Source organism: Thermostichus sp. MS-CIW-25, from assembly GCF_054060015.1.
The window spans coordinates 162,624-182,884 of the sequence record NZ_JBSSCS010000001.1 but is presented as its reverse complement, the minus strand read 5'-3'; the positions used below and the strand labels follow the sequence as shown (position 1 = coordinate 182,884).

15 protein-coding genes, 1 tRNA gene and 1 pseudogene are annotated in these 20,261 nt (G+C 59.5%); 3 read left to right on the top strand and 14 right to left on the bottom strand.

The window, feature by feature from the left end:
• Nucleotides 1-3 precede the first annotated feature (3 nt).
• The 4 genes from ACVWZ1_RS00890 to tsaB form a co-directional block, all read right to left on the bottom strand.
• On the bottom strand, nt 4-2,367 hold the full coding sequence (locus ACVWZ1_RS00890; protein ID WP_457502283.1) for a hypothetical protein: 2,364 nt from the start codon (nt 2,365-2,367) through the stop codon (nt 4-6).
• A gap of 419 nt (nt 2,368-2,786) precedes the next feature.
• On the bottom strand, nt 2,787-3,260 hold the full coding sequence (gene accB, locus ACVWZ1_RS00885; protein ID WP_457502287.1) for an acetyl-CoA carboxylase biotin carboxyl carrier protein: 474 nt from the start codon (nt 3,258-3,260) through the stop codon (nt 2,787-2,789).
• A 69-nt stretch (nt 3,261-3,329) separates the two neighbouring features.
• Complete coding sequence (gene efp, locus ACVWZ1_RS00880; RefSeq protein ID WP_414335241.1) at nt 3,330-3,887, bottom strand: elongation factor P; 558 nt, start codon at nt 3,885-3,887, stop codon at nt 3,330-3,332.
• Nucleotides 3,888-3,923: 36 nt separating this feature from the next.
• Nucleotides 3,924-4,631, bottom strand: coding sequence for a tRNA (adenosine(37)-N6)-threonylcarbamoyltransferase complex dimerization subunit type 1 TsaB (tsaB, locus tag ACVWZ1_RS00875; protein WP_457502282.1), 708 nt, complete (start codon nt 4,629-4,631; stop codon nt 3,924-3,926).
• A 102-nt stretch (nt 4,632-4,733) separates the two neighbouring features.
• Between tsaB and psbA the strand changes: the two genes are divergently transcribed.
• Nucleotides 4,734-5,798 carry a photosystem II q(b) protein gene (psbA, locus tag ACVWZ1_RS00870; RefSeq protein WP_011432036.1) on the top strand — a complete coding sequence of 355 codons (1,065 nt, stop codon included), beginning with the start codon at nt 4,734-4,736 and terminating at the stop codon, nt 5,796-5,798.
• Between the two features lie 140 nt (nt 5,799-5,938).
• Entirely contained in the window at nt 5,939-7,075 is a 1,137-nt protein-coding gene (gene ruvB, locus ACVWZ1_RS00865) for a Holliday junction branch migration DNA helicase RuvB (RefSeq protein ID WP_457502281.1), read from the top strand.
• 62 nt (nt 7,076-7,137) lie between these two features.
• Here the strand turns inward: ruvB and ACVWZ1_RS00860 are convergent, their stop codons facing one another.
• Nucleotides 7,138-9,831 (bottom strand): phycobilisome rod-core linker polypeptide, encoded by a 2,694-nt coding sequence (locus ACVWZ1_RS00860; protein WP_457502280.1) that lies wholly within the window; start codon nt 9,829-9,831, stop codon nt 7,138-7,140.
• A 240-nt stretch (nt 9,832-10,071) separates the two neighbouring features.
• On the opposite strand from ACVWZ1_RS00860, the gene ACVWZ1_RS00855 reads away from it, so the two are divergent.
• A complete protein-coding gene (locus ACVWZ1_RS00855) occupies nt 10,072-12,180 on the top strand; it encodes a glycosyltransferase 61 family protein (protein ID WP_457502279.1) in 2,109 nt (702 codons plus the stop codon).
• Here the strand turns inward: ACVWZ1_RS00855 and ACVWZ1_RS00850 are convergent.
• The 9 genes and pseudogenes from ACVWZ1_RS00850 to nifH form a co-directional block, all read right to left on the bottom strand.
• Nucleotides 12,181-12,264 (bottom strand) — tRNA-Leu (locus ACVWZ1_RS00850).
• A 145-nt stretch (nt 12,265-12,409) separates the two neighbouring features.
• Nucleotides 12,410-13,657 (bottom strand): annotated as a pseudogene (locus tag ACVWZ1_RS00845) (L-lactate MFS transporter); the annotation flags it as partial.
• A 341-nt stretch (nt 13,658-13,998) separates the two neighbouring features.
• Nucleotides 13,999-14,199: a putative nitrogen fixation protein NifT gene (gene nifT / locus ACVWZ1_RS00840; RefSeq protein WP_011430645.1), complete on the bottom strand. Its 201-nt coding sequence runs from the start codon at nt 14,197-14,199 to the stop codon at nt 13,999-14,001.
• Entirely contained in the window at nt 14,196-14,459 is a 264-nt protein-coding gene (locus tag ACVWZ1_RS00835) for a nitrogen fixation protein NifZ (protein ID WP_011430646.1), read from the bottom strand. The genes nifT and ACVWZ1_RS00835 overlap by 4 nt, the downstream gene beginning before the upstream one ends.
• On the bottom strand, nt 14,456-14,605 hold the full coding sequence (locus ACVWZ1_RS00830; protein WP_011432085.1) for a hypothetical protein: 150 nt from the start codon (nt 14,603-14,605) through the stop codon (nt 14,456-14,458). Before ACVWZ1_RS00830 ends, ACVWZ1_RS00835 begins: the two co-directional genes overlap by 4 nt.
• Entirely contained in the window at nt 14,595-15,782 is a 1,188-nt protein-coding gene (gene nifV, locus ACVWZ1_RS00825; protein WP_457502278.1) for a homocitrate synthase, read from the bottom strand. The genes ACVWZ1_RS00830 and nifV overlap by 11 nt, the downstream gene beginning before the upstream one ends.
• A 247-nt stretch (nt 15,783-16,029) precedes the next feature.
• Nucleotides 16,030-17,565 carry a nitrogenase molybdenum-iron protein subunit beta gene (gene nifK, locus ACVWZ1_RS00820; protein WP_457502277.1) on the bottom strand — a complete coding sequence of 512 codons (1,536 nt, stop codon included), beginning with the start codon at nt 17,563-17,565 and terminating at the stop codon, nt 16,030-16,032.
• Between the two features lie 65 nt (nt 17,566-17,630).
• Nucleotides 17,631-19,094 carry a nitrogenase molybdenum-iron protein alpha chain gene (nifD, locus tag ACVWZ1_RS00815; RefSeq protein WP_457502276.1) on the bottom strand — a complete coding sequence of 488 codons (1,464 nt, stop codon included), beginning with the start codon at nt 19,092-19,094 and terminating at the stop codon, nt 17,631-17,633.
• Nucleotides 19,095-19,190: 96 nt separating this feature from the next.
• Nucleotides 19,191-20,069: a nitrogenase iron protein gene (gene nifH, locus ACVWZ1_RS00810; protein WP_011430651.1), complete on the bottom strand. Its 879-nt coding sequence runs from the start codon at nt 20,067-20,069 to the stop codon at nt 19,191-19,193.
• Between the last annotated feature and the right edge of the window lie 192 nt (nt 20,070-20,261).

Genomic DNA, 20,261 nt, shown 5'->3' with positions numbered 1-20,261 from the left:
ATCTCAGCATCCGCTGGCAGAAGCTGGCAGGAAATGTTTGCGAAAATACTGCAGCGTCTCCGGTCGCAATAACCCCCGCTCCACCAAGGGATCCCCCCAGTGGGGCGAAGATTCATCCATCGGCGGCAAGGACTCCAGCACTTCAGCAGCCAACAAGTCGGCAGCCTTGAGGAACTCTCCCACCGTGCGGCACCCCGACAAACGGGCAGAATACCCCCCATCCGCAAAGAACTTGATCGTGGTTGCCTTCAGGCCGGTACACTCGCCAATGACCGCGGTCAGCTTGCCCCCCGACTGTTGCCAGCGGCTGAGGATGTCTTGGATCTGGGGCCGATCCAGCAAGCCCGCTGCCTGCAAGTTTTGGAACAGATGCCTGGCCCAGGGGGTGAGTTCCGCCAGCAAAGGATCCGTCGGCGTGTCCTCAGGATTGGCGGGAAGCTCCCCGGCATCGGTCGCAGGTTCCTCCAGTCTCCTCGTAAGGACTGTGTTTCGCTCACGCGAACGTGCTGGCTCATCTTTGGCGGTTGAACCAGAGAAGTTGGCTGCTCTCAACTGGGCTTGGGCTGCTTCGGCGATCAGCTTTTGCTGTTCGTAACTCACCTGCAGCAGACGGTTGCGATTCTGCTCAATCTTGAGGTTCTCCTGTAAAGTCTCCAAGCTCTGTCGGTAGGCCGCCAGCAGCTCTCGCGCATCTCGCAGTTCCACCGTCAAGTTGGCCTGCTGCTGTTGAAGGGCGCTGAGGCGGGATCCCATCGTTTTCAGTTGTTGTTGAGCTTGCTCCAAGGCTTCTTGGCGGGCTTGCAGGGATCCCTCCAGTTGGACAATGCGCTGGTCGGCCTCGGCCCGTTCTGCCCTGAGCTGGTGGATCAGGGCTTGGCTCTGCTGCAGTTGCTCCTCCAGTTGAGCAAGGTGCGCTTCGTAGTCACGGTTGGCTGCCATCAGCCGCGCCATTTCCGCTTGCAGTTGTTGTAGCTGCGCCTGTAAGCTTTCCACCTGCTCTGGGGGAACATAGCCGGAAAGCCGCGCCATTTGGGCCTCGTGCTCTTGCTGTAACTGAGCGTAGCGCTCTTGCCACATCTGCAAAGCGGCCCTCAGCTCCGCAATCTGTTGCTCCAAGGCGGCAACCTGCTCTGGCCAGAAGGAATCCAGATGCCGGGATAGGGCAGCCTCTGACTCTGCAGCTTGCTGGGCAAGTTGGGCCTGCAACTGATCCCGCTCCGATCGGAGCTGCTGGATTTGATGAAGCGCTGCCTCCAATTGGGCGCGTAGGTCAGCCACAACGCTGCTGGGCACCGAGTCCAACTGGCGTTTCTGCAGAATCTGGATTTGCTCTTGCAACTGCTCCAGTTCCGACTGATAGCAATCTCGCTGGGTTTGCAACTGCCGCTGCGCCCTTTGCTCAGCAGCGCGGGCAAGAGCCAGCTCCGTTTCTAGACGTTGCAGTTGTTCCCGCCAAACCCGCAAATCCTGCTGCAGCGTAGCCTGGTGCTGGAGCTCCGCCTGCTGGAGACGGATGGTGGCTTCCAGTTTTTGAATGCGCTGCTGATACTGGTTTTGAAAATCGGCAATCTGCTGGTTCATGCTGGCCAGGATCCGATCCCATTCCTGTTCCTGGAGCTCGATTTGTAGCCGCAAGGCTTCCACTTGCTTGCGGTAGTCGGCCAAGGTGGCCGGTTGAGGCTCATCGGCAAAGGGATCCGAGGCTGCCGCGGCTAATGTTCCAGGGATGGAATCTCCCCCAACTGCGGATTCGAGACTCGATGGCTGAATTGTTCCCTCGCAAGGGATCTTGGCCTCTTCGGGTACAGCCAAATCCTGGGCCAGAGCTTCTCGGCCAGGAGTTGCCGCTCTTTGGGGGGTAAGCTGAACCTCGGGTTTGGGATCCCTGGCCAAAAAAGGCTGCAGCGCCTCCCACGCATTGGGGGAAGCCATCCGCTGCAGTTGCACCTGGACATCCAAGGCGCGATCCAAAATGGCGGGCTGTACCCAACCTTTCCAGGTGAGGATTTCCCCCAATTTCCGCCCATAGCGACGCTGTTGAGCCAGAGCAACCCGCAACTGCTCAAAATCCAAGTGGCCCAGTGCCACCAAAATCTCTCCCAGAGAAAGAGACTGGCTGGGCAGGAAGCGGTAGAGAGCGGCTGGGGTGAGCCAGCCGTGCTCGAGACACACTTCTCCCAACTTGAGGTGGTTTTGCTGTTGCTCTCGCAGAGCCTGAGCCAACTGGGATTGGGAAATTAGCCCTGCCCGCAGCAGACGCTGTCCCAGCGGCAAGCTCGACTCAGCCTCACCGTCAGCAGCACCCCGCCCCTCCAGAAAGGGGAATGGGGTAGAGCCACTTTGGGAGGAAGAGGAGCGCGGAGGCATCAATAAAGTTCCCAAGCTTATCGCCCCTCAGGATAGAGCATAAAGAGATGACAACGCCACATTGCCGTATTGGCATTGTGGTCGTTTCAGGTTAGGGTGAGATGCCTGGGCTGTTGAGAAAAGCCTTTGGCCGGGGGCATTATGGCTCCGCAACGCTGACGCGACAACGCGACCGACGTTTTAGGCGTGGGCGCAGTGTCCTAGTTTGAATTGATGATTTGAATTGATGAATTGAAATGGCCATAATCGGAATGGCCATAATTGTGGACATAACTGACAGACATCAATGTTGGCTCTAAAGCCAACTCACTTTCTTCCTGCTTGAGAGAGAAGTCAAGCTCACCTGGCCCCTCTCGGGAGCGCTGCACCGGCAAGGCAAAGGAAATTGGGTCGCCAAAATCCGGCTTCTCCCTTGCCCACTAACCCGTGGGATCCAACCGCATCAACACCTGCCCAAACTCCACCGATTGCCCATTGCTCACCAAAATCTCGGTCACCACGCCTGCCGCTTCGGCCTCGATCTCGTTCATCAGCTTCATGGCCTCGATGATGCACAGGGTTTGGCCCTTGTTCACCCGTTGGCCAACCCGCACAAAGTCAGGTTCACCTGGAGCTGGGGCGCTGTAGAAAGTGCCCACCATTGGTGACGTCACGTCTATCCAATGGCTGGGGGTGGATTTGGGAGCAGTGGGAGGAGGGGGCGCTTCTGCAGGAGCAGGAGGAGGCGCAGAGGAGACAATAACCGGACTGGCGGGGGTGGAGGAGAGCTCAGTCGGGATCCCTTTGCGCAAGGTGAGGCGAAAATCTTTGAACTCCAGAGTTAGCTCGGTAACATCGCTCTCTTGCAGAGCGGCCAGGAGAAGACGAATTTCCTGCCAATTGACAACATCCAAGGGAAGGTTCACTCCTGATGCATCACCTGTCCACAACAGAAATCCATAACCGAAAAGGAGAGGGAGAACTCACTCCCGGCCCAGATAGGTGTCGGTGCGGGTATCGACCCGAATCCGTTCTCCAACCTTGATGAACAAAGGCACCTGGATCTCAGCACCGGTCTCCAGCTTGGCCGGCTTGGTTCCCCCAGTGGCGGTATCTCCTTTCACCCCTGGATCTGTTTCCACCACTTCCAGAACAACGGTGTTGGGCAGCTCCACATCGATCACCTGCCCATTCCAGCGCAAGATTGACACTTGCATGTTTTCTTTCAGATATTTCACGGCGGAGCCAATTTGGGCGGCGGTAATTGGAGCCTGCTCATAGGTCTCCATGTCCATAAACACCAAGTTGTCCCCTTCCGCGTAGAGATACTGCATCTCGACTTTTTCGATGGTGGCTGCGGGCAGGGTTTCACCGGCGCGGAAGGTTTTCTCCACAACGTTGCCAGTCTGCATGTTTTTGAGCTTAGTGCGCACAAAGGCTGCCCCCTTGCCGGGTTTCACATGCAGGAACTCGATCACCTTGTAGGGAGCTCCGTCAATTTCTACAGAGACGCCAGGGCGCAAATCGTTGCTTGAGATCATGTCAGCAGAGGGATCCGTTGCTTAGACTTCCCAATCTTACCGTGACGATGGGGCACTCCGTTCGCGCTGGGGAGGCGGAGTCCGATTCAGCCCTCTGAGATCAATCGGGGGCTGGCGACCGTAGAGGGGCAGCACCTCCTGCCACTGAGGGCGCAATCCGGCCCGAAAATCGGCGCGGGCCAATTCTGCCAACGCCACCACAGGTGCAGAATCCACAAAATCGTCGGCATCTACAGATAAAGCTTGCGGCCAATGGCGGAGAAGGGCCTGCCAAGCCTCTTCCTCCCAAAGCTGATCGGCCGCTTCTGCAGCGATACGCTCTTCCACCACCCGATACACACCGCCATACCGCTCTCCTCGTTTGGCGTCCATCTGCACCGCCACCGTCAAGGGCTGGGGCGGGGATCCCTGCTCCTGCCACACCTGGCGGGCGAGGACGGCCAAAGCCGAGTAGCCAAACACGGGAATGCCCAGTTGCTGGCCCAGCAGACGGGCCACGCTCACCCCCAAACGGCTGCCCGTAAAGCTGCCCGGCCCCAAAGCTACAGCGATCCCAGCTATCTGCGACCAAGCTTGACCGGCCAAGAAGACTTTCAAGCAGGGGTGCAACTGCGCTGCCATCTCCCGATCCAGCCACCAGCTCTGACTGCGGGTTTCTCCCAACCCTGGCTCCAACGGCAGCAGGGCCAGGCCCAAAACGGGCGTGGTGGTGTGGATCCCTAACATCCACCGAGGGGCGGACACGATCTTTCTCCCTCCTTTTTGTATTGGGTGGTTGACGAAACTTAACGGATGTTTTAAGTTTAGGTTGTCAATCTTCGCGCTTCCTTAGGGAAGTTTGTCCTCATGACTACTGTTATCCAACGTCGCTCAACCAGCAACGTGTGGGAGCAGTTCTGCGAGTGGGTCACCTCTACCGATAACCGCCTTTACATTGGCTGGTTTGGGGTGCTGATGATTCCCACCCTCCTGACTGCCACCACCTGCTTTATCATCGCCTTCATTGGGGCTCCGCCGGTGGACATTGACGGCATCCGCGAGCCTGTTTCCGGTTCCTTGCTGTACGGGAACAACATCATTTCTGGGGCTGTAGTGCCCTCTTCGGCAGCCATTGGCCTGCACTTTTACCCGATTTGGGAAGCCGCCTCACTGGACGAGTGGCTGTACAACGGCGGTCCGTACCAGCTGATTGTGCTGCACTTTTTGATTGGGGTGTTCTGCTACATGGGACGCGAATGGGAGCTGAGCTACCGTTTGGGGATGCGGCCCTGGATTGCGGTGGCTTACTCTGCGCCCGTGGCAGCGGCCACAGCAGTGTTTTTGATTTACCCGATTGGGCAGGGGTCGTTCTCGGATGGGATGCCCCTGGGGATTTCGGGGACCTTCAACTTCATGCTGGTGTTCCAGGCAGAGCACAACATCCTGATGCACCCGTTCCACCAGCTGGGCGTGGCTGGCGTGTTTGGGGGTGCGCTGTTTAGTGCCATGCACGGGTCGTTGGTGACCTCGAGCCTGATTCGGGAGACCTCGGAAGAGGAGTCTCAGAACCTGGGGTACAAGTTTGGGCAAGAGGAAGAGACCTACAACATTGTGGCGGCGCACGGGTATTTTGGCCGGTTGATTTTCCAGTATGCGTCGTTCAACAACAGCCGGAGCCTGCACTTTTTCCTGGCGGCTTGGCCGGTGATTGGGATTTGGTTTACGGCGCTGGGGATCAGCATCATGGCGTTCAACCTGAACGGGTTCAACTTCAACCAGTCGATTGTGGACAGCAACGGTCGAGTGGTTGGGACGTGGGCTGATGTGCTGAACCGGGCGAACCTGGGGATGGAAGTGATGCACGAGCGGAATGCGCACAACTTCCCGCTGGATTTGGCGGCGGTGGAGGTAGCGCCTGCGGTGCGTGGCTGATGGCCTGACCTGACGCTTCAACAGCGTTGGTGGATCCCCCGGCTTGGTCTGGGGGATTTTTTTGTTCTCTTTGCTGGGGTGATCTTTCCCAGAGCTTTTCTAGAGTTAAATTGGGGCCATTGCCTCTGTGACTTAGGGATATGGCAATCATTTCTTCTCGGGATACAGGCCAGAACGCTGAGGGCCCCAAGCGGCGGCAGCAAAAGTCTTCAGCCTGGAGAAAAGAAGGCAGAGAGTTGAGCTTTGCTGGGGAAAGGGGAGCGGATCCCTCTGCCCTGTTGCAGCCGCAAGCCCACCTCGGTGAAGCCCAGGAAGAATCGCTTCGCCCGCGCACTCTGGCGGAATACATCGGCCAGACGGAACTTAAGGAAGTGCTTTCCATTGCCATTGCAGCGGCCCGCGCTCGCCAAGAGCCCTTGGATCACCTGCTGTTCTACGGCCCGCCCGGCTTAGGCAAAACCACGGTGGCGGCAGTGCTGGCGGCAGAAATGGGATCCCAGTTCTACATGACCACCGCGCCGGCTTTGGAGAGTCCCCGCGACATTGCCGGGTATTTGGTGCGCTTGAAGCGGGGGGATGTGTTGTTTATTGACGAGATCCACCGCCTGCCCAAGGTTACAGAAGAATTGCTCTATCCGGCGATGGAGGATTTTCGTCTTGATATCACCATTGGCAAAGGTCGCTCTGCCCGCATCACCTCTCTGCCCTTGGAACGCTTTACCCTCATCGGGGCCACAACCCGCATTGGCGCCCTCACTTCTCCGCTGCGGGATCGCTTTGGCCATGTGCAACGGCTGCGCTTTTACGAGCCTCACGAGCTGGTGCAGATCGTGCTGCGCACGGCTCGCCTCTTAAATGTCTCCACCGATCCAGAAGGGGCTGCAGAGATCGCCCGCCGTTCTCGGGGCACACCCCGCATTGCCAACCGCCTGTTCAAGCGGGTGCGAGATTACGCCCAGGTGCGAGGGGACGGCCACATTAGCCGAGAAGTGGCAGCAGCCGCTCTGGAGCTGTTCCAGGTGGATCCTATGGGGCTGGATTGGACAGATCGCAAGCTGCTGACGGTGCTGGTGGAGCAGTTCGGTGGAGGGCCAGTGGGCTTGGAGACGATGGCCGCGGTGACGGGTGAGGATCCCCAAACCATTGAAGAAGTGTATGAGCCTTATCTGCTGCAGATCGGCTACCTGCAGCGCACGCCCAGGGGTCGAGTGGTTACCCCTGCTGCGCTACGGCATCTGGGCTATGAAGCCCAGTCTCCTCTGCCTTTGTGGAGCTAACTCGTCTCTCCCCTCACCCCCGACCCCTCTCTCACAAGAAAGAGAGCAGTTGAGAGCCCCATCTAGCTACGGTCATTGCCCACAGGGCTGAAGCTGGGCACCACCAGCTCGCGGTTTTGCTTGGTAAGGCGACCGTACAGCTCCTGGGTGTTGGGGAAGTTGGCCGCCGGCAAGGTGGGGAAGCGGCGATAGGGCACCGTGTCCTCGCCGAAGAGATCCCGATACTCCTGGGTGTTCAGCAGGGCGCGCACAAAGGCTTTCACCCCCTGGGTGGCCAAGATCTGGTTGTACTTGCGGATCTCCTGCTGATTGAGGGGCGCACGGCCCAGAAAGTGCTTGGTGCCCAGCTCGATCACCTTGGTGTTGGGATAGGGGGCATAGAACTCGGAGCGGTACAGCTCTGAACACCCCAGCGCCTCGATGAACTCCTTGACGGTGATCTCGCCGTTGCGCAGCTTGGACTCGGCGGAGCTGAGCTCGGCACTGATGTTGTAGATGTCCATATCCCGCTCGAAGACCTGCCGATAGGCGGCGCGGATGAGGTTGTTCACTTCCGCTTTGTTGGCCAGGCTGGTGAGCTTGAAGATGGGGATCTCTTGGCGTACCTTGGGCACCCCCTGCTGAGCCCGCCGCTGGATTTCCAGCTCGCCGGAAGGCATGTCCTGGGGCTGGCCCAACTTGACAAATAGCGGAATGTCCTCGTCGGTGCGAATGGGCTTGGTCACTGCCATGTCGGTGGAGCCGGGGCGCATCCGCCGCAGCGCCAGGCCGCCGGGGGTGAGGTAGCGCTCGTAGGGCACGATATCTTCCCCGAAGACCCGCTGGTACTCCTCGCCGTCCAAGATGGCATCCACCACCGCGTAGAACCCCTGCTTGGAGGCGATGTCAAATAGGCGGTTCATCTCTTGCCGTCCGTAGGTGGGTCGGCCCAGTAGCTTGCGGTGGATGAACTCGATGGCTTTGCAGACATACAAGCTGGACCAGTACTTGTTGCGGAAGAGATCCGACTTGGCCAGTTGGCGCACAAACTCTTTGACGGGAATTTCCCCCGACTCCAGCTTGATCTCCCAGCGGGTCAGCCGTTGGCCTTCGTAGGGCACATAGCCGTATACCTGTTGGTAGCAGGCGCGGATCACCGCCTGGGTGGATCCCTCGCTGCCAACAATGCCGGCCCGCACCCCCAGCCGTCGGCTGCGATCTCCCGGAGTCTGGGTGAGCTTGAAAACCTTCGGGCCAAGGCTGCCGGGATCCCCTGCTGCTCTGGGATTGGTGCGCTCGTTGGTCAGGGCAAAGCCGCGCCGGATGAGGATGCGCTTGACATCTTTGTTGAAGGGAGCAGGGCGGGCGCTGAGGGAACGGGTTTCCTTGGGGAAGATGGCCCCAAATTGGATCTCCAGCGGGTCGTTGCCGGAGCCATAGGCATGCTGATCCGGCAGAGGCCGGTTGTAGCGGGCAAAGAGGGTAATGAACTGGGGCACCTTGCGGCGGGGGGCAGCGTAGTTGTAGAGGTCGAATTTGGCCCCCCAGTTGGCGCTGGTTTGCGCTTCTACCCCCAGCTTGCGCAGGTAGGGTACCGTCTCTTCGCCGAAGTAGTCCCCGTACTCGCGGCTATCCACCAGCGCGTCCACCAGGCCAGCCAGACCCTTGCTGGAGACGATGGAGAAGTAGGTCTGCACTTCCTCGCGGGTTTCGGGAGCCCGCCCCAGGAAGTGGCGGAAGGCCAGCTCCACAACGCGGCTGTTGATGTAAGGCTCGTAGAACTGCTTGCGGTAGAGTTCGGATTTGCCCAGGCGGCGGATAAACTCCTTCATGGAGATCTCGCCGTTTTTGACCTTCGACTCCAGGTCGGCCAGCTTAAGGCCATAGGCACGGCGGATATCCCGCTCGAACACCTGCCGGTAGGCGGCTTTGATGACCTCTTCTTTCTCAGCATTGGAAAGCCCCGGCTTCATGGCAAAGACGGGAACCTTTTCTGCGGCCAAGTTGTAAACCTGGGGTAGCTGTAGCCCTTGCAAGGGCAGGCCATCGGCGGTGCTGGCGTTGCGCTGCCGCAGCTTGTCGGAGGGAGCAGGGGCAATGAACTCGCTCAAGAGCACGTCGAAATACTGGTTGATGATGGCCACCGCCTCGCCATCTTTGCGGAAGTAGCTGGCTGAGGCCCGCTTCATCTCTTGGATGGCGACAATGGTGGCCTCGGCAGAGCAGGCGTTTTCGATGATCTCCCGCAGGCCCCGGGTGTTAACCACAAGGATGTTGGGATCCCCGGCCACCAGGGCGTAGGTGACATAGCGCAGGAACCAGCTTAGATCCCGCAGGGACTTGCGCATGTTGGCAGCCCCGTAGCGGGAAATGTTGATGGGGCGGAAGTTGGGCGGGATCTCCACGCCGCTGGCGCTGAAGAGATTGCGGATGGCCTCGAGGAAGCCACCCGTGGACTCCACATAGAAGGCGGTGCCCAGCTTAAAGGCTTCTTTCTCGTCTTGAGTGACTTCTGGCCGCTCCAGGTAGGCCATGGGGGAGCCGCCGGTGAAGATGCGGTTGGCAGCCCGGCTGACAATGATTTCGGAGTTGGCGGCGATGACCTCGGCAATCTGCAGCCGCTTCAGACCGCTGGAGAAAAAGTCGTCAAGGCGATCCAGCTCGGTGCGCGAGAGGTAGCGATCCTGCTGTTCTGCCTGGGAGATGGTGGAGAGGGGCACGGTTTGGTAAAGACGGGGGCTGGAGACGACTGCGCCGCCAGATGCGTTGATACCCATCGCTCTCTTAAACTCCGTTTATCGAAAAACTGCCGACAAGGCTCAGGGAGGATGCCCCGGGAAAGGGGCTGACCCATCGACTTAGCTAAACCGGCCCCCATCCCTCTCAGAGTTGGGGAGGAATGGACGCCGCGTCCCTGAGGGGGAAGCCAAGCCTAGAATACTAGGGGGATGCGACCAGAGGGGGGAGGTTGTTGCAGTTTGTAACACTCATTCTCAGTTGCCTTCTCGTCAAAAACCATGGCCTCTGACCCTTCTTTGCACCTTCCCGACTCTCTGCGGGCAGACTGGGAACAGGGATGCTACGGCTCTGTTGCTCAAAGTTTGCAGCGGCAGCTTGAGCAGGGATCCCAAGAGCCCCTGCTGTATTGGTGGCTGGGATCTGCCTACCTACTCCTGGGGCGGGAGCTAGAGGCGCAGCTCACTTGGCAGGAGGGTCTGGCCCTCCTAGGGGCCGAAGCTGAGGCTACCCGCTGCTGGGCAGAGGGACTGCTGGAGCTGGCAGAGGGGCTGTGGGAAAGGGGGCAGTGGCCGCAGGCGGCGGCTTTGTATCGGCAGTTGCTAGAAAGTGGCGCTGCCCCAGAGGCGGCGTTGGCGGCCCATCGCCTTGGCCTAGTCCAGGAGCGCAGCCGACTGTGGCTAGAAGCAGCAGAGTGGTTTGAAGAGGCCTGCCGCTGGGATCCAACGGCCACGGAGAGCTTTTGGCGCTGGGGCCTGGCCCTGCTCAAGCTGGGCCGGTTGCGGGAGGCCCTCTCCCCTCTCCAGGAGGCAGCGCGGCTAAGGCCAGAGTGGGGGGATCCCTGGGTGCAGATGGGCCTGGCTTGGCTGGATCTGGGGGAGCTGGAGCAGGCGGTGGCCTGCTTTCAGGAGGCAGCGGCGCGGGGCACCCAGACAGCAGAGCTCTACAGCTACTGGGCGGAGGCTCAGGTGCGGCGGAATGACCCGCAGGGGGCTTGGGAGAAGTTCCGGCAGGCGCTGGCGGCGGAGCGGGAGTGGCTACAGGCCTGGTGTGAGGGCAGCGGCAGAGACAGTCGGCTGCGGCTGGAGCTGGAGCAGGCCCTGCAGGGATCCCCTGACAGCCTTTGGCAGGAGCGGTACCGCGCCTGGCAGCAGCGCTGGCTCCCTGCGCAGGCAACCCTTCCTTCCCCAGCCTGCCAGAGCCCACCGCCCAGTGCTGGCAACCCCCTGCCAGTGCCCAGCCAGGGTTACCTTACCACCCGGCAGTGGCACCAGGCCACCGGCGAGGGCAGCTACCAGGTGGTGGATCCAGAAGGGGTTCTCTGTCTCCAAGCTCCTCCTACGGCTGACCCTGCCATTGGGCAAAAGCTGCGCTCGCAGCGGATCCCCTTGGCCGAGACCTTTGTGGCCCAGATTCCGCAGGGATCCGTGCACGTGGGCCACTATCCCCGCCACCTCTACGCCAGCTTTGCCAGCGCCGTGCTTACCCGTAGGGGTGAGTTGCTGGCCGATGTCTCCCCCAGCTTGCCGCCGCCGGAGTTTCTCGACTGGGACTGGAAGCCGGCTCACCTAGAACACCACCCCGTTTTGGACTTGCCCCACCTGCCGCCGCCAATTCCGCTGGATGGCCCTGTCGCCCTCTTGCCCCTGGGGGCGGTCAACTACTTCCATTGGATGGTGGACATCCTGCCCGCCCTCGATCTCCTACGCCGCTCCGGCGTCCTCGAAAAGGACATCCCCCTCTTGGTTCACGGCTACCAGGGCAAGCCTTTCCAGGTGCAAAGCTTAGCTGCCTTGGGGATCCCAAGCGAGCGCCTCCTCAGCTTTGAGCAGGCGGGGGGATCCCATGTGCAAGCGCAGAACCTGATTGTGCCCTCGCTGGCGGGGCCGGTGGGGTGTCTAACCCCCAGGGGCTGGCAGGTGCTGCAGCAACTGGTTCCTCTGGGGCAGGCGGCGGGGCTACCGCGGCGGATCTACATTAGTCGTCGGGCTGCCCGCTGGAGGCGGGTGATCAACGAAGCGGAGGTGCTGGCCTGCTTGCGCCCCTGGGGATTTGTACCGGTGCAGATGGAAACCCTCTCTCTTCCCGAGCAAATAGCCCTGATGCAGGGGGCAGAGGCGGTGATCGGGATCCACGGGGCGGGCCTGACCAACCTCGCCTTTTGTCCACCCGGCACCACCGTCATCGAGATCTTGCCCAGCAATGCAGTGCTCCCCTATTTTTGGATCATTGCCCAGGTGGCAGGGTTAAGGTACTTCCCTTTGGTAGCACCTGTTTGTGATCCGGCTTTGGTGGCTCTTCTTTCCAGCCCCGATTTGGATCGAGAAGATGCCTGGGTTCGGATCCCGGACTTGCTGAATGTGCTGGAACAGACAGGGATCAAGGGATGATGGGATCGGAGGGACTCGAACCCTCACGTTCTTGAGGAACAACGGATTTTAAGTCCGTAGCGTCTACCATTCCGCCACGATCCCAATCTGTCGGCAATAGCCGTACTACTCTACCAAACTGCTTGCCTTGGGGGGGCAAGTCTTTAAGTTGGTTCACCCAGCCCTGCAGTGGAGGGTATGAGGTAGGGGATTGCTGCCCCTGCTGATGGGATCCCTGCCGCGTTAACTTCCGCTTCTCCTTCAAAAAAGCGTTGGCCACCCAGATCCCTGCCACCGCCAAGACGGCCATCCCATAAAAGGTGTAGCTATAGCTGCCTAGCCTATCCCGAATTTGGCCCGTGATCATCGTTCCCGTCAAAGCCCCAACTCCATAGGCGGTAAACACGATGCCGTAGTTCTGGGCGTAGCGTCCCGGATCGAACAAGCGCAAGGTCAGGGCGGGAGCCATGGCCAGCCACCCCCCCAGGCAAAACCAAAGCAAGGAAAAGGCTACCCAATAGCCCAGAAGGGATCCCTGGGGAGGCAGGAGCATCAGCCCACAGGCCAGCAGGATGAGCCCGTAGGATCCCGTAGTGACCTGATGGGGATGTAAGCGATCGGCCAACCAGCCAAACAGAGGACGGCTGATCCCGTTGAAAAGGGCGAAGAGAGCCACACTGTTGGCAGCCGCAGGGGGATCTAGGCCGATCAGCTCTTCCCCCACGGGGCCGGAAATCCCAATGGCGCTTAAACCGATCAGAGTGCCGATGGCGTAGCAGATCCACAGGCCATAGAAGGAGGGGTTTCTCAGCAGAGGGAGAGAGCGCCGAGAAGTCAACGGAGAGCGATCTGGGCCATTCGTGGATTTTCTTGGAAAAGGTGAGGAAGGGATCCAATCGGGGGGAGGAAATCTCAGTTGGGTTGCGATCCCCAAGATCACCGCTGCAAAGAGGATCCCCAAAATCAGCAGCGTAGGTCGAACCCCCAGCGCCTCGATCAAGCGGTTGGCTAGAGGAGCGGTAAGCAGGGGGGATAGGCCAAAGCCGACAATGGTGGATCCCACGGCCAATCCCTTGCGATCCGGGAACCAACGGGCTGCCACGGCCATTGGCACTCCATAGGCTATTCCCACACCGCTGCCGGCAATGACTCCATAGCAGAGGGCAATCCACCCAATGGAGGGGGCGAAGCTGGCCAGCCCATAGCCCAGGCCCACCAAGCTGCCCCCCAGAGCCAGTACTCGGCGGGATCCCCAGCGGGGGATGACAAACCCTGTGATGGGCATGAGGGTAGCGTAAAACACGAGGGCAACGGTGTAGGGCAGCAGGCTCTCACTGGCCCCGATCCCCAGCTCTGTTTCCAGAGGCTTGCGGAAAATGCTCCAGGAATAGACGGTTCCCAGGCAAAGAAGAACCAGGAGCCCCAGGAGGATAAAAAGCCATCTCCCTCCATAGGCTGGTTGTCTATACAAAGTAATGGGGGATCCAACCCTTTTCATGGGTATTTGGAGCTTGTTAGCTTGTGGGGGCGTGGGGTAGCTAAGCCCCGCACTGTAACCGTAGCATCAGTGTCGGGATACAGATACCCCCACATGGTGTATGATGGGAGTAGTTGTACAAAACGGCGTTGCCGGAATCTGGTACAACTACGCGGTAGGGCATTCCGTGTCTGCGCGTGGAGGGTTCTTGCGAAGGCTCCCCGATGAAGCGCGAAGCCCACGCTGTACCTGTAGGGTCAGCGATGGGAGTATGTCACAGCTGAGTTCAACCCATTCTCTCAGCCCTTTCGAGGATGAGCCGATAGGAATAGAATTGCTTGAATTGTTCAGCCAACCGTTGGCTAGAGGCGTTTGGCCTCTACCGTCTTGGGCAGAGACAAAGGCTCCGGCAGCTCCGGGATGGACAATTCCCAACCGTTGCTCAAGGTGAAAATGGTTTCCCCGGCCTCTGAACGGGTGGCCACAACCGATTCTTCCAGATCTTTTTTGGGAACGTAGACCATCAAATGCCCGTAGGCACTTTCGTGCAGGATGACTTTCATAGCCCTTTCTCCACAAGTTCCAGCTCTTGGGCACGGCACCCCACCACCAAGCCTTTGGCCAAGCAGTGGACGGCATAGACGTAAAACCGTTGTAGAAAGGTGCCAATGGAAATCACGTAACCTTCGTCGCCCGGAACGGCCAAGATTTTCCCCACCGGCTGGCCGAAGAAGGTGCCATCGTTGCGGATGACCTTACGGATGCGAACTTTGTCGCCCAGCTCAAATTGGGGAGGGCGATCCAGCTCCAGTTCGTCGCTCATGGGGTACCTCCTGTGATTTCTGCCAGCACCTGACAAAGCTCTTGGCGGGTTAGGCTGCGGCCTACTTGGCGCGCCCGTCGAGACACGGCTGCCAAAATGGCCTGAGATTTGGAAGTTTCCTTTCCGGACAAGCGGTTAGACAACATCGGGATGGCTCTCCTCTGGGATGGGTTCTGGAGTGTGTTGCGCCCATTGCGTCAGCGTTGCGCGGCAATAACGGGCCAGTTCCGCCGGTGGGATCGGATGCTTGCAGTGGGTGACGTGCTGCCGCACCTGTTCCAGGAGCTTTTCCAGTTGGCCAGGTGGGATCTGCTCGACAGGGATCCCCTGTTCCTTGAGGATCTGGAGCAGCAAATGCCTGCCGGAGTGTTTGCCCAACACCAGCCGCCGCTGGCTGCCTACCGCCTCTGGCGGGAAAGGCTCATAGGTCTGGGGATCCCGCAGCACTCCCGCCGCATGAATGCCCGACTCGTGGGCAAAGGCGTTGTCACCGACGATGGCCTTCCAGGGAGGTAGGGGAGCACCGCTGGCCCGCGCCACCTGTTGAGACAGCTCCCGCAGACGGCGGGTATCCACCCCAACATCGATCCCCAAGGTGCAGCGCAAAGCCATCACCACCTCTTCCAGGGGGGCGTTGCCGGCCCGTTCCCCCAAGCCGTTGACGGTGGTGTTCACCGACTGAGCGCCGGCGCGGATCCCGGCCAAGGCATTGGCAGTGGCCATGCCCAGGTCGTCGTGGGTATGCATCTCCACAGGGATATCGATGGCCCGCACCAGACGGCGAATCTGCTTGTAGGTGCTAAAGGGATCCAAAATGCCCACCGTATCGCAGTAGCGGAAGCGCCGACAGCCCCAGCTCTGGGCCATTTGGGCCAACTCGATCACCTGCTCCAGGGGGGTGCGGCTGGCATCTTCTGCCCCCACCGAGACCCACAGCCCTTGCTCCAAGGCCATCTCCACGCATTGGCGCAACTGTCGCAGCAGCCGAGGGCGATCCCCTTGGAACTTGGCAGCGATTTGCCGATCCGAGACCGGCACGGAGATGTGGATCCGCTTGAGGCCGCAACGAATAGAGGCGAGGATATCGCTGGGCACAGCCCGGTTCCACCCCAGCAGGTGGGCCCGCAGCCCCAGGCTGAGCATGGCGCGAATGGCTTCCGTTTCCACAGCGCCCATGGCCGGGATCCCCACCTCGATCTCGGGCACGCCAATGGCATCCAAGAGGGCAGCAATGGAGATTTTCTCGGGGATTTGGAAGGCTACCCCTGCCGCTTGCTCCCCATCGCGTAGGGTGGTGTCGTTGATGGTAACAGAGGAATTCATGGGATCCATCCTCCAAGACCTACGGCCTGACAAGGCAACCGGCTGGCCGTCGATGGTGCTTCGCACCGCTGGCGCGACCCTGGGTGCGTCAGGGCAATACCGTCCAGGATAGGAAGCTCAACCGAAGTTCTGGCAGAATTCATCAGATTTCTGTAAGGCTTGGCTGTTCCTCCTGGCGGTTTTGGAGCAGGGGATCCTTGACAAAGTCCGACAAAGTCCGGCCTTTGGGATCCCGCTGCTCTGGCCATCAACGAATTAAGTCGAAGGAGATGTCGGTTTTGCCGGGGATGATGCTGCGCCGATCGGCCTCATCCAGAAGGGTGTTGACCAGCCAGTTAAGGAGGTTGAGCGCCCCCACATAGCCATAGGTGGGATAGCGGTGCAGATGGTGGCGGTCGAAGATGGGGTAGCCGATGCGCACCAAAGGCGTGCCCGTATCCCGCCATAGGTATTTGCCGTAGGAATTGCCGATCAGCAGATCCACCGGCTCGGTGAACATCAGAGAGCGCAGATGCCAGAGATCCTTGCCCCCCCAGACGGTTGCCCCCTGTCCATAGGGACTGGAGGCCAGCAGTGCCCGCGCCTCGGCTTCGAACTCCTCGTTGCTGTTGGTCACCACCACATGGATCGGCTCCGCTCCCAGCTCCAGCAACAGGCTGAGCAAGCCCATCACCAGATCCGGATCCCCGTACAGGGCCACCCGCTTGCCGTGGATCCAGGCTTGGGAGTCGGTGAAAGCATCCACCGCCCGGCCCCGCTCGATCTCCAGCTCGGGGGGAATGGGCTTGCCGGTTAGCTGAGATAGCTGCATCAAAAACTCATCCGTGCCCCGAATGCCCACTGGCCGCACCGTCAGGGTGGGCCGACCCGAGGCCTCTGCTAGAAACTCCAGGGTCTTGGGTGTGGTGTAGCGCTGGAAGGAAAAAGTGGCCTCGGCGTTCAAGCATTGGGCGGCCACCTCCAGAGGGGTTCCGCCGGGATACATGTGGAAAGTGCCGTCGTTGGGCGAATCCAAATAGTCGGAGTTGTCCGCCAGCAAAGTCAGCGGGATCCCAAATAAGCCGAAGATGCGCTTGATCTCCCGCAAGTTGCCCACGTAGGTATCGAAGCCAGGGATGACGTTGATGTGGCCATTGCTGCCTGTGCGGCCCACCGGCTCGGTGAGGGTGCTGAGAATGGCCTTGAGCATGTTGTCATAGCCGGTGATGTGGGATCCCACAAAGCTTGGCGTGTGGGCATAGGGCACCGGGAAGTTGTGGGGAATAACTCCCTCATTTCTGGCCGTGGTGATGAAGGCTCCCAGGTCATCCCCGATCACCTCCGCCATGCAGGTGGTGCACACGGCGATCATCTTGGGTTTGTAGAGGGTGTAAGCGTTTTCCAGTCCCTCGATTAGGTTTTTGAGGCCGCCAAACACCGCCGCATCTTCCGTCATCGAGGTGGAGACCGCCGAAAAGGGCTCCTTAAAGTGGCGGGTGAGATGGGTGCGAAAATAGGCCACACACCCCTGGGATCCATGGACAAAGGGCAGAGTTCCCTCGAAGCCGACAGCGGCGAAGATGGCCCCTAAGGGCTGGCAAGCCTTGGCAGGGTTTATCGTCAAAGCTTCCCGCTGAAAGTTTTTCTCCCGGTATTCCCAAGATTTTGTCCATTCGGCCACCCGGGCCACTTCTTCCGGGGAAGGGAGATCTTCAAAGGTTTGTTTGCACTGCAGAAGCGCCTGATACTCCGGATCTTGAAACAGGCGGGCATGATCTTTGATGTCTTGGATATCTTGCGGCATGGTCGGTCTCCTAATGAGGGGCAGGGGAAGGAAGGGCCGTTCGCGTTTGGGATCCCGGCGGCAAGCTAGGATTTCCAGGGGGCTTTGACCAGATCCCAGGTGGGGCTATTCAAAGCCAAATCCATATCGCGAGCGAACACGGCAAAGCCGTCGTAGCCGTGGTAGGGGCCGGAGTAGTCCCAAGAGTGCATCTGGCGGAAGGGCAAAGCCATCTTTTGAAAGACGTACTTCTCCTTGATGCCGGAGGCGATGAGATCTGGCTTCAACCTCTTGGCAAATTCTTCAAACTCGTAGCCGGACACGTCATCGTAGATGAGGGTGCCATCGTCGATGTACTGGGTGGTGCGCTTGTAGTCGTCGCCGTGGCCGAATTCGTAGCCGGTGGCAATCACCTCCATGCCCAGCTCCCGGAAGGCCGGGATGACGTGGCGGGGCCGCAGTCCGCCCACCATCAGCATCACCCGCTTGCCCTCGAGGCGGGGACGATACTTGGCAATGATGGCCTCGCTCTGGGGCTTGTACTTGGCGATCACCTGCTCTGCCTTGGCCTGGATGGTCTCGTCAAACCGCTGGGCGATGGCCCGCAGGGATTTGGCAATTTGGGTGGGGCCAAAGAAGTTGAACTCCAGCCAGGGGATCCCGTAGGCTTCCTCCATGTGGCGGCAGATGTAGTTCATGGAGCGGTAGCAGTGGATGAGATTCAGCTTCACCCGAGGGGCAAGCAGCATCTCGTTCCAGGTGCCATCGCCGGAAAACTGGGTCACTACCCGCAGGCCCATCTCCTCCAGCAAAATCCGGGAAGACCAAGCGTCGCCGCCGATGTTGTAGTCCCCAATCAGGGCCACATCGTAGGGGCCGGGCTCAAAGTTGAGGGATCCCTCCTTCGCTTTCTTGTCAGCAATGGGCAAAACCCAGTCCCGCACCGTATCGTTGGCGATGTGGTGGCCCAGGGACTGGGAGACCCCCCGAAAGCCTTCGCAGCGCACCGGTACCACCGGCTTGCCAATTTCTTTGGAAACTCTCTTGGCCACTGCCTCGATGTCATCCCCGATCAAGCCGACGGGGCATTCGGACTGGATGGTAATGCCTTTGGCCAAGGGGAAGAGTTCGCTGGCTTCCACCAAGAGTTTGGCCAGTTTTTTGTCCCCCCCGAACACCACATCTCGCTCCTGAAAATCGGAGGTGAACTGCATGGTAACGAAGGTATCTACCCCGGTTGTGCCGACGTAGTAATTGCGCCTTCCCGACCAGGAGTAGTAGCCGCAGCCCACGGGGCCATGGCTGAGGTGGATCATGTCTTTGACCGGCCCCCACACCACCCCCTTGGAACCGGCATAGGCACAGCCGCGAGTGGTCATGACGCCGGGGATCGACTTGATGTTGGACTTTACTCCGCAATCCGTTTTGCCCTTGTCGTAGACGTTGAGGTGTTTGGCTCGCTTTTGCTTGGCCTTTTCCGGATAGGTTTCCAGAACTTCTGCAATAACTTTTCGGTTTTCCTCTTTGATGGCGCTTTTTGGAGTAGTCATGGGAAGAGCCTCATCTACTGGATTTTTTTGAGAAAGAAACTAGGGGGAACCGAGGGCCGAGGGAGGAAGGGATCCACCCCCAGCCCATCTTTAAGTTCACACTGGGGCCAACTCTTTTTCGGTTTTGCCGATGAGGTGGGCGATTTTCTGGTCGTCGTCCAAAACGCCGAACTCTATCAACAACTGTTCCAGCTCATCCATAGAGATGGGGGTGGGGATCCTCAGATCCGTGTTGTTGATGATCTTTTTGGCCAAGGCCCGATACTCGTCAGCTTGGTTGCAGTCGGGGGAGTACTCGATCACCGTCATGCGGCGCAATTCTGCGTGCTGAACCACATTGTCGCGGGGGATGAAATGCAGCATTTTGGTGTTGAGCTTTTCGGCCAGAGCTTCGATCAGCTCGATCTCGCGATCCACTTTGCGGCTGTTGCAGATCAAGCCACCCAAGCGCACGCCGCCAGAGTAGGCGTATTTCAGCACGCCGCGGGCGATGTTGTTGGCCGCATACATGGCCATCATTTCGCCAGAGCAAACAATGTAGATCTCTTGGGCCTTGCCCTCCCGAATGGGCATGGCAAAACCGCCGCAGACCACGTCCCCCAGCACGTCGTAGCAGACAAAGTCCAGATCCTCGTAGGCACCGTTTTCTTCCAAGAAATTGATGGCGGTGATGATGCCTCGTCCGGCACAGCCAACACCAGGCTCGGGGCCACCAGACTCCACACAGCGCACCCCTCGGTAGCCGGTGAGCACCACCTCTTCCAGCTCCACGTCTTCTACGGATCCCCGCTCAGCCGCCAGGTGAAGGACGGTGGTCTGGGCTTTGCAGTGCAACATGAGGCGGGTGGAATCGGCTTTCGGGTCGCAGCCGACGATCATGATCCGCTGCCCCAATTCGGCCATACCGGCAACGGTATTCTGACAGGTGGTGGATTTGCCGATACCGCCTTTGCCGTAGAATGCAATTTGTCTCATGGTTCAGTTCTCCTAATGAAGACTTGAGGAAAAACTTGAGGGCGACTTAAGGGTTAGAAATCTCTTGCCAATGGGCGCAACTGGTCGCATTAGCGAGACGGGATCCTTACTGCAAAGGATTTCAGCTCGCGGGAAGACAGCCTTGGATCCCTTGGAATCCAAAAGCAAACCGGTCGAGCGGTGGGGCCCTCC